Annotated in this window: 9 protein-coding genes; 6 read left to right on the top strand and 3 right to left on the bottom strand. The window is 62.7% G+C overall.

Annotated features, from left to right (window positions below; genetic code table 11):
- Nucleotides 1-1,215: CARDB domain-containing protein (locus tag KBY58_RS08165; protein ID WP_255003870.1), on the top strand; the 1,215-nt coding region annotated here is incomplete at its 5' end.
- Between the two features lie 46 nt (nucleotides 1,216-1,261).
- Here the strand turns inward: KBY58_RS08165 and KBY58_RS08160 are convergent.
- Nucleotides 1,262-2,875 carry a 1,4-alpha-glucan branching protein domain-containing protein gene (locus tag KBY58_RS08160; RefSeq protein WP_255003869.1) on the bottom strand — a complete coding sequence of 538 codons (1,614 nt, stop codon included), beginning with the start codon at nucleotides 2,873-2,875 and terminating at the stop codon, nucleotides 1,262-1,264.
- A gap of 112 nt (nucleotides 2,876-2,987) precedes the next feature.
- Here KBY58_RS08160 and KBY58_RS08155 point away from each other — a divergent pair, with 112 nt between their 5' ends.
- Nucleotides 2,988-4,631 (top strand): 2-isopropylmalate synthase, encoded by a 1,644-nt coding sequence (locus KBY58_RS08155; RefSeq protein ID WP_255003867.1) that lies wholly within the window; start codon nucleotides 2,988-2,990, stop codon nucleotides 4,629-4,631.
- A 47-nt stretch (nucleotides 4,632-4,678) separates the two neighbouring features.
- The gene (locus KBY58_RS08150; protein ID WP_254933966.1) at nucleotides 4,679-5,443 is read left to right on the top strand and encodes a carbohydrate ABC transporter permease; all 765 of its coding nucleotides are present in this window, start codon (nucleotides 4,679-4,681) and stop codon (nucleotides 5,441-5,443) included.
- On the opposite strand, the gene KBY58_RS08145 is transcribed toward KBY58_RS08150, so the two are convergent.
- Nucleotides 5,440-5,823: a hypothetical protein gene (locus KBY58_RS08145; RefSeq protein WP_254932954.1), complete on the bottom strand. Its 384-nt coding sequence runs from the start codon at nucleotides 5,821-5,823 to the stop codon at nucleotides 5,440-5,442. The genes KBY58_RS08150 and KBY58_RS08145 overlap by 4 nt on opposite strands.
- Nucleotides 5,824-5,927: 104 nt before the next feature.
- On the opposite strand from KBY58_RS08145, the gene KBY58_RS08140 reads away from it, so the two are divergent.
- From KBY58_RS08140 to KBY58_RS08130, 3 genes are read left to right on the top strand one after another with little or no spacing between them, the layout of a single operon-like run.
- The gene (locus KBY58_RS08140; RefSeq protein WP_254932955.1) at nucleotides 5,928-6,218 is read left to right on the top strand and encodes a SemiSWEET family sugar transporter; all 291 of its coding nucleotides are present in this window, start codon (nucleotides 5,928-5,930) and stop codon (nucleotides 6,216-6,218) included.
- Complete coding sequence (locus tag KBY58_RS08135) at nucleotides 6,211-6,582, top strand: fluoride efflux transporter FluC (RefSeq protein ID WP_255003866.1); 372 nt, start codon at nucleotides 6,211-6,213, stop codon at nucleotides 6,580-6,582. Before KBY58_RS08140 ends, KBY58_RS08135 begins: the two co-directional genes overlap by 8 nt.
- Complete coding sequence (locus KBY58_RS08130) at nucleotides 6,582-6,956, top strand: FluC/FEX family fluoride channel (RefSeq protein ID WP_255003865.1); 375 nt, start codon at nucleotides 6,582-6,584, stop codon at nucleotides 6,954-6,956. The genes KBY58_RS08135 and KBY58_RS08130 overlap by 1 nt, the downstream gene beginning before the upstream one ends.
- Here KBY58_RS08130 and KBY58_RS08125 read toward each other — a convergent pair.
- Nucleotides 6,946-9,000 (bottom strand): HDIG domain-containing metalloprotein, encoded by a 2,055-nt coding sequence (locus KBY58_RS08125; protein WP_255003863.1) that lies wholly within the window; start codon nucleotides 8,998-9,000, stop codon nucleotides 6,946-6,948. The genes KBY58_RS08130 and KBY58_RS08125 overlap by 11 nt on opposite strands.
- Between the last annotated feature and the right edge of the window lie 39 nt (nucleotides 9,001-9,039).

Here is a 9,039-nt window from a genome sequence, read left to right as displayed (position 1 = left end):
GGGAGTGGGCCCTGCTTACCCGCTTGCTCAGCCCCTGACATACCCAGGATTGCCCCCATGACCGATCTCTGGATTGCCAACACCATCAGCGATTTGATCGAGGGTGATGTGCGCGAGCACCTGCCTTTAGAGCGGATTCCCCTGCAGGGCGATGTGCTCGGGATGGGTACCACCACCAGTTACGACAACGGTGAATTGGCCTTTCTCTATGACTCTGATCAGAAACAATCCCAGGTTTTTAAGGCCAAACCGGAGGGGGGCGGCGTGGAACGCCTGCTGCCTGGAGAGGGACTTCACCACTTCCCCTACGCCTGTTTCAGTGCCGATGCAACTGGCCTGCGCCATCCCCTCAGCTCGGCTGACTTAGCAGAACTGCAGGTCCAGCCAGGGGAGCCCCTAATGGCAGTGGTCGGCAGGGCCATTCCCCTGTTGATCGCCGAACAAAGACTCGAGCCGGCGCCCGTCTATGGGCTGCGGTTGGTGTCGCGCTGGAGCAGCTTGGTTTATACGGTGGCATCCAAGCTCTGCATGGGCGAGCGACGGCGCAATCGGGCATTCACCATCGCCAATTCCCAGCCAACCGCTGAAGATGGGCGCAGTATTTATGCCGCCCTCAAGCATTTTCGAGTGGGGGATGCAAATTGGGATCAGGCTGCCGGGATCAGCAATTTGGGGGCAAGCCCGGGCTGGGATTGCTGTGGCTTTTGGGATTCCGAGCCCGAATCAGGCCGGCTGACCGTGCCAGTTGCTGGTGAACATCTCCACCTCCATGGCTGTAGCCAGGACCTGCGCCATGGCGGTCATCTGCACCATGAACACGTGGGGAGCATTTTGCTTGGTCTGGATAGCTTGGTGATTTATCCATTTCACTCGATTAGCCATCTAGCCAGTGATTTGGCCATCGAATCCCTGGGTTGGACCCCGGCCAATTCAGGCGGTAGAGCTCCTGGCCTGCTGGAGTTCGAATTACATAATCGTGGCCAATTGGATGTCAGTGATGTGGGCGTGGCGGTGGTAGTCGACGACCACTACAACTCCCATAGTTACCTAAGAATTCCTTGGCTTGCGGCCGGCGAGGCCGAAAACTTCAAATTGCCCCTGGATTTAGGGGCTGGCAGTCATGGCGTTGAGGTGATCGCCGATCCCCATGGCGACATCTTGGAGCCCACTGGGCAACAGGTAAATAATCGCGGTTGTTTGCGGATAGATATTTAAGTTTTCTGCCAATTATTAGGCATAGCCAGTTATTAGGCATAGCCAATTATGAAGGCAGGCTGAGCCAGTCGGCCGCGTTAAGTGTGGGGAATAGTCCGTCCTCATCGCAGACGGCCTCAAGCCATTCCTCGCCAAGTTCAGTGTCGGTTTCGATCGCATCTAGAAGGCGCCAAAAGCGATCCAGGTGGCGGTTGATCCGTTCCCTCGCCAGCTCGGTGGTGGTGCCGGCCCGCAGGATGAAGCTCCAGTCGGAACTTTGGGCCAATAGCAATTCGCGGCCTGCCTGGTTGAGCAGTTGCAGTTGCTGGGCACTGCCCACGCCCGTGTTCACGCGCCGCACCATTGACGTTGAGGCCCGTTGCCATTCGGCCACCACCCAGGCATTGGTTTCGTTGAGCCAGTAGTTGTGGTAACCCCCCTGGCCCCAGCTACTGGGCGAGGGGCGACAGACCTGCAGCACGCCGCCGGATCCCAGGGCCTCCCGCAGGGTTACCAGCTCAATCCCTTCGCCAGGCCCTTGGCGGAATAGGGCCGCCAGGAATTGGGGCCCTTCAAACCACCAGTGGCCGAAGAGTTCGGCATCAAAGGGTGCCACCAGCAGGGGGCTGCGCTCCATCGAGCTGCCCAGTTCTGCCAATTCCCGGCGGCGGCCGGCAAGGTAATCGGCGGCATGGACTTCGGCTTTGGCGGCGGCGGCGGCGGGTTCGTAGGGCTGTTTGTGCTCGAGGGGGCAGTCCTGGCCGCTGACCCGGTGCAGCTTGAGGCCCAGGGGCCTGCGGCAGCTGATTCCCAATTCCTCTAGCTCAGCTTCCGGTAGATCCCAGCCCAAGTCGCGGTGGAATTCCCTGTAGACCCCATCGCCTGGGTATCCCTCGCGGGCACTCCAGACCGGCAGGGTGGAGCGGCTGTCACGGCCAAAGAAGGCAACGCCGCCAGGGGAGCAGATCGGGGCATAGACCCCGTAGCGGGGCCGGGGTAAGGCATGAAGCAGGCCGTGGCCATCAAGGATCGAGTAGCGGAGCCCGCAGTTCAGCAACTCCTGATCCAAGCCTTCGAAATAGGCACATTCGGGCAGCCAAATCCCCAGGGGCCGCTCACCGAGCAGGCGCTCGTGTTCCCTGGTCGCGGTGCGCAGTTGGGCCCGCACCGCCTCCGGCACCTGACGCAGCAGGGGCAGGTAGCCATGGGTGGCGGCGCATGTGATCAGATCCAGCACCCCCAGCTGCTGCAGGCGGCGGAAGCGGGGAAGTAGCCGGCCTTGATAGGAGTTCCACTGCTCGATGGTGGCCCCGAGCTGCTGGGCCAGGTGGCTTGCCGCCGCTTCCAGCTCGGCTGGGGCCTGCTCGAGCAGGCCCAGACGCAGCCCAAGCCAATCCTGGAAACGGCCATTGAGGCCCCCGTCGCTCAAAAGAGACAGCAGGGTTGGAGAGAGCCCGAGGGTCAGCCGGGCGCGCTGGTTGGGGTCGGCCGCCGCCGCTTCCAGCACGGCCAAGAGCGGCAAATAGCACTCCTGGAGGGCTTGGAAATACCAGTCCTCCTCAAGGGAGCCAGGTTCACTGCTACGCACGTAGGGGAGGTGCGCATGCAAAACAATCGCCAGCTGGCCCGCATTTTGGGCGCTGGCGGGGATCGTTTCCGTGGCCAGATCGCCTGCGGCCATGGAGATCTCGTGGTGAAGCAAGTCTACGACCCACCCCTAGGCTGGCATTTGTTCAGGCGCCCTGCCCCTAGGATGGGCCTAACTCATAGTCATTCCGCATAGAGGCGCCGACATGGCCCGCGACCCCGGCCGGGTACTGATCTTTGACACCACGCTCCGCGATGGTGAGCAATCGCCTGGTGCGAGCCTCAATCTCGAAGAAAAGCTGGCGATCGCCCAGCAGTTGGCCCGGCTCGGTGTCGACATTATTGAGGCGGGTTTTCCCTTTGCCAGCACCGGCGATTTCAATGCCGTCCAACGGATTGCGGCCACCGTCGGCAACCCCGATGGGCCGGTGATCTGTGGCCTGGCCCGGGCGGCCCGGGGCGACATCAAGGCCTGTGCAGATGCGGTGGCTCCTGCGGCCCACCGGCGCATCCACACATTTATTGCCACCAGTGACATCCATCTGGAGCACAAGCTGCGCAAAAGCCGCCAGGAGGTGCTCGAGATCACGGCCGAAATGGTGGCCTATGCCCGTTCCTTGGTTGAAGACGTCGAATTTTCCTGCGAGGACGCCGGCCGCAGTGATCCGGAGTTCATGCACCAGGTGATCGAAGCTGCGATCAAGGCCGGGGCCACAACTATCAATATCCCCGACACGGTGGGCTATGCCACGCCGGCTGAATTTGGGGACCTGATTGCTGGGATTAATGCCCAGGTGCCCAACATTGATCAAGCCGTGATTTCGGTCCACGGCCACAACGACCTGGGCCTGGCCGTGGCCAACTTCCTTGAGGCTGTGAAAAACGGAGCTCGCCAGCTCGAGTGCACGATCAACGGCATCGGCGAGCGGGCCGGCAATGCCTCCCTTGAGGAGTTGGTGATGGCTCTGCACGTGCGCCGCCAGTATTTCAACCCCTTCCTGGGGCGCCCCCCCGAGAGCAGCACGCCCCTCACCGGGGTGCGCACCGAAGAAATTACCAAGACATCCCGCTTGGTGTCCAACCTCACCGGGATGGCGGTGCAACCCAACAAGGCGATTGTTGGTGCAAATGCCTTCGCCCACGAATCGGGTATCCACCAGGACGGCGTTCTTAAAAATCGCCTCACCTACGAAATCATTGATGCCCGCACCGTTGGCCTTGCCGACAACCGCATCTCCCTCGGCAAGCTTTCGGGCCGCAGTGCCTTCCGGGCCCGCCTTGAGGAGTTGGGTTACACCCTCGAGCGCGACGACCTCGATGATGCCTTTGCCCGTTTTAAGGAACTGGCCGACCGCAAACGGGAGATCTCCGACCGCGATTTGGAGGCAATCGTCAGTGAACAGGTCCAGCAGCAGGACCAGGCGAACTTCATCCTGAGGAGTGTCCAGGTCAGCTGCGGCACCAACCTGCTGCCCACCGCCACCGTCAGCCTGACCACCGCCGATGGTGCCGAGATCAGCGAGGCGGCGATTGGAACGGGCCCAGTCGATGCGGTTTGTCAGGCCCTAAACCACCTGGCCCAGGTGCCCAATGAGTTGGTGGAATTTTCGGTGAAGTCAGTCACTGAGGGCATTGATGCCATGGGCGAGGTGACGATTCGCCTGCGCCACCAAGGGGTGCTCTACTCCGGCCACGCCGCCGATACGGACATCGTGGTGGCGGCGGCCCAGGCCTTTGTCAACGCCCTCAACCGGCTCTTCTCGGCAGGCGCAAACAAACCACTTCACCCCCAGAAGGCTCCCCTGCCAGAGGCGGGAGATCTGGTTGGCCTGGAGCGGCCAAGCCTGTGAGGGGCAAGGCGCTGCAGTTGGTGGCTTTGCTGGTGCTGGCCCTAGCGATGCTGGTCCCCCTGCTCTGGCTGGTGAGCACCTCCCTAAAGGGGCCCATGGAGGACATCTTCACCAGCCCTCCAGCCCTATTGCCGAGCCATCCCAGTTTTGAGGCCTATGGGCGCCTGTTTGCCAACAATCCCATGGGTACCTACCTGCTCAACAGCACGGTCGTGAGTGGTTTGGCCGTGATCTGCAACCTGCTGTTTTGCTCCCTGGCGGCCTATCCCCTGGCCCGGATGCGCTTTGCCGGCCGCGGTCTGGTGCTTGCCCTAGTGGTGGCCACCATTTTGATCCCCTTCCAGGTGGTGATGATTCCGCTCTACCTGCTGATGGTTCAGATCGGCCTGCGCAACACGCTTTGGGCCTTGATCATTCCCCAGGCCGCCACAGCCTTTGGCATTTTTCTATTGCGGCAAAGTTTCCTGGCAGTGCCCGTGGAATTGGAGGAGGCGGCCAAAAGCGATGGCTGCTCCCCCCTTGGGGAGTGGTGGAACGTGATGCTTCCTGCGGCCCGGGCGGATCTGATCACCCTGGCCATGTTCGTATTTATCGGCACCTGGAGTGATTTCCTCTGGCCCCTGGTGATTCTCGACGACCCCAAGCTCTACACCTTGCCCCTGGGGCTCCAGCAGTTGGCCAGCAGCTTTGCCCTGGATTGGCGTTTGGTGGCGGCAGGCTCGGTGGTTTCGATCCTGCCGGTGCTGGTGGTGTTTGTGGCCCTGCAGCGCTACATCCTGCCCAGTGCCAGTGGTGATGCGGTCAAGGGCTAGGGCTTGATTGGCGGCAGTTCCGGCAAATTGCCATCCAAATTGGGATTTCCAGCCGCCTTCAGCTGGCGCACTTGCTCCTTAAGGGCCTGGTTTTGGCCCAGGAGGTTTCGAACCTGGGCGCTGTTGCGCTCCACCACCTGCAGCCGTTCCACGGCTGAGCGCAGCTGCTCCTCAAGGCCGCTGTTCTGTGCCAGGGCCCTGCTGTTCTCGAGCCCCTGCACCCTTTCTTGCAGGGTGCGGATCTGGCTGCCCTGCTCGCGCATCTTGCCTACGAGCACCAAAAACAAAACGGCCAACATGGCGCTGAAGCCGGCTTGCACCCAGGGAGCCCAGTCGGGCATCTCCAAGCTGGCATTGGGGCGTTTTGGGGCGGGCGCCATGGCAGGGGGTAAGGGCAATAGTCCCTCCGATCCTGGCGGCGTCTCTAGGGTTTTGCCACGGGCCGTTGCGCAGTGCAAGCTGGATTCCTAAAGCTCATGCCTCCATGGCCGTTGCCTTGGTCAGTCCGGAAGTGCGCCTCTTGGGGTATTTCGCCGCAAGTCTCACCACCATCAGCTTTTTCCCCCAGGCCATCAAGACCCTGCGCAGTGGGGACACCTCGGGTATTTCGCTGCGGATGTATGGGCTCTTTACCGCCGGCATCGCTCTCTGGGGGATCTACGGCCTATGCACCCAGGATGGCCCTTTGATTCTGGCCAACCTGGTCACGATTGTGCCCGCCGGTGTGGTTTTGGAGCGGCGATTCCAAGCCTGGAGGGCCCAGCGCCGTGGCTGATGACGCCCTGCTTGTGGCCATCGGCGCGGTGCCGGGTGCCTGGTTGAGATTTCGGGTGGTCAACCACCTGGAGCCGATGGTGCCCCGCAAGCACTGGGGCACCCTGGGGGTGAATGTGGCGGCCTGTTTCGTATTGGGTTTGCTGGTGGGGCTTGAGGAAAGTTGTGGTCCGGGCAGCCAACGCATCCTGTTGGTTCTTTCCACTGGCTTTTTGGGCAGTTTCAGCACCTTTTCCACCTTCATGGCGGAGCTGTTTGTGGCGCTCAAGCAACGCCAATGGCTGGAGGCTTTCTTGCTATTGCTGGTCTCGATCCTGGTGGGGGTGCTGGCCACGGCCCTGGGCTTTGCGGTGGGGGGAGATTGATGAGTCGCCAGTTCCTTGCCGCTGAGCTCAAGGAATTGACCCTGGTGTCTTGCGGGGCTATCCCAGGGGCGCTGTTGCGTTGGCAATTGGCATTGATATGGGGAAGCTCCGCTGGCACCTTGGCGGCAAACCTTTTTGGCTGTGCGGTGATCGGCGCCTTGATCGCTTTGCCTACCACTCGGCAAAGGCTATTTCTGGCGGCGGGCGTGGGTTTTTGCGGTTCGCTCACCACCTTCAGCTCCTGGATCCTTGGGGTGACCAAGGCCATGGCCCATCGGCAATGGGCCACGGCGGCGGGGGGACTTTCCTTGAACCTGGCCTTGGGTTTGCTGGTTCTGGCGCTGGCCTACGGCTTGGTGCGCATTAGGCGCTGAAGGCCTTGCGGGCCGGGATGGGATAGGGGATGCGGCGGTGCCTCATCCGTTTCCAGACCTGCACAAAGGCCCGAATCAGCAGCTCCAATTCGGCGCGTCCCATGCCGCTGGAGGCGAGTTGGCCATCATCTAGCCGGGCCCCAATGAGCCTGCGCACCATCGCCCTGGCCTCGGCCTCGCTGGTGCCTGGCGGCAGGGAGCGCAGGGCGGCTTCGCAGCCATCGGCAAGCATCAAGATTGCCGTCTCGCAGCTGTTGGGGGTGGGACCCCGATAGCGAAAACGGCTCTCCGGCACCGCGGGATTCTTTTCACGGGCCTGGTGCAGGAAATAGCCCATCTTCAAGGTGCCCTGGTGCTCGGGGATGAAGTCAGCCAGGGGCTTGGGCAGTCGATAGCGTTTGGCGAGTTTCAGGCCCTCATCCACGTGGGCCTGGAGGATGGCGGCGCTGGCGAAGGGATCGTCGAGGCTGTCGTGGGGATTTGCTTCCTGGCCCTGGTTTTCGATGAACCATTGGGGGCCATGCAATTTGCCCACGTCGTGATACATGGCTCCAGTGCGCACCAGGTCAACATCGGCCCCGATCGCCCGGGCCCCCTCCTCCGCCAGGCCGGCAATCATCAGGGTGTGCTCAAAGGTGCCTGGGGCCTCGCAGGAAAGGCGCCGTAGCAGGGGCCGTTGTAAATCGGCCAGCTCCAGCAGCCTGGCCCGGGTGAGCAGGCCAAAAAATGTCTCCACCAGTGGCGCGATCAATAGACCTCCCATCAGCAGTGCCCCCAACAGCAGGGCTTCGCTGGGCAGGTCGACCTGGGCCACGGGGCTGCGGGTGAGTAATAGCCACTGCACCAGCAGGGCACCACTGGGCAGTAGCACCGCCAGCTGCAGCAGCTCGGCCCGGTTGCGCTGGCGGCCTGCTGCAAGTGCAGCCAGTGCAGCGAATCCTGAGGCCACCAGCAACCTGGTGCCCACCACCCCAGCCAGGGGCACGGGCCAAAGCAGGCTGGCGGCCGCCAGCCAGGCCAGCCCGCAGCTGGTGCCCAGTCCCTGGGCCAGCAGCAGGGTGGGCGGCACCAAGAGCACCAGGGGGCTAGCCAGGGGCCCGAGCCAGAGGCTGAAGCCCACCACCACCAATAGACCCACTAGGCCCAGCAGGGCCTGCCGCGGCTCGAGGGAGGGGCGCCAGCGCCTCATCGCCAGCAGCATTACCCCACAAACGGCCAGCGATTCGCCGAAGTGGGCAAGCCAGATCAGGGGCCGGGGGCGCCGGTTCACCAGGCCGAAGTAATCGAGCACGTCAAAGGCCTGGGCTGTGATCGGCTGGCCTTGGCGGGTGATTAGGTCACCCGCTTTAACCGCAATCGTGGGGATGCCCTGTTGGGTGATCAACGCCTCGATCCGCCGCTGGCTCAGGGTTGGGTCGTTGCGAAGGTTTGCATGGCCCGCCAGGGAACTCACCAGCAGCCGGGCCCCCAGGGAGCGACCCGGGGGCGATTGGCTCTCGAGCTGCAGATTGGCGGCCTCGAGTAGCTGGCCTTCGGCCACGCTGGCTGAAAGCCCCTGGCTCAACATCCGCAATTGGGCCTGCAACACATCCCTTTGCCATTGCCCCAGCTGGGCGCCATTGAGCTTCCCCAGCCACTGTTGTTCCTGGGGGCTCAGGGCAATTGCCTGGACCTCGGCCCCCTGGCTATTGGCCTGGCGCTCCACTAACTGCAACTTGGCCTGGAGTTGGCGCATTCGGGCCCGGCTGGCCTCCTGATCCACCACTTGCACAGTGGTGCGATGCAGCATTTGGTCCCGGCGCTCCTCCAGGGCCGTGCTGTCGATAACCCGGGCATCCTTGGGGGCCCTTGCCGTAAATGGGGCTGCCATGCCTGCCTGCAGGCTGGGCTCCACCAGCCAGGGCCAGCTGGCCAGCAGGGCCACCAGGGCGCAAGCCAGCACCACCGCCGCAATTTCTCGGCTACGCCAGAGGCCAGGGGTTTGCCTGGGTCGCTCTAGCCGGAGCAGTTGGCGCCACAGGGTTTGGAGTGGCCGCACGCGCATGGCTAAACGCTAGCTGGCCCGGGGCGGCAAGCTGGCAGA

The sequence above is a fragment of the Cyanobium sp. HWJ4-Hawea genome, from assembly GCF_024345815.1.
Taxonomy (GTDB): Bacteria; Cyanobacteriota; Cyanobacteriia; order PCC-6307; family Cyanobiaceae; genus Cyanobium_A.
Note: the sequence above shows the minus strand (reverse complement) of the source record. Positions and strands in the feature narration are given on the sequence as shown.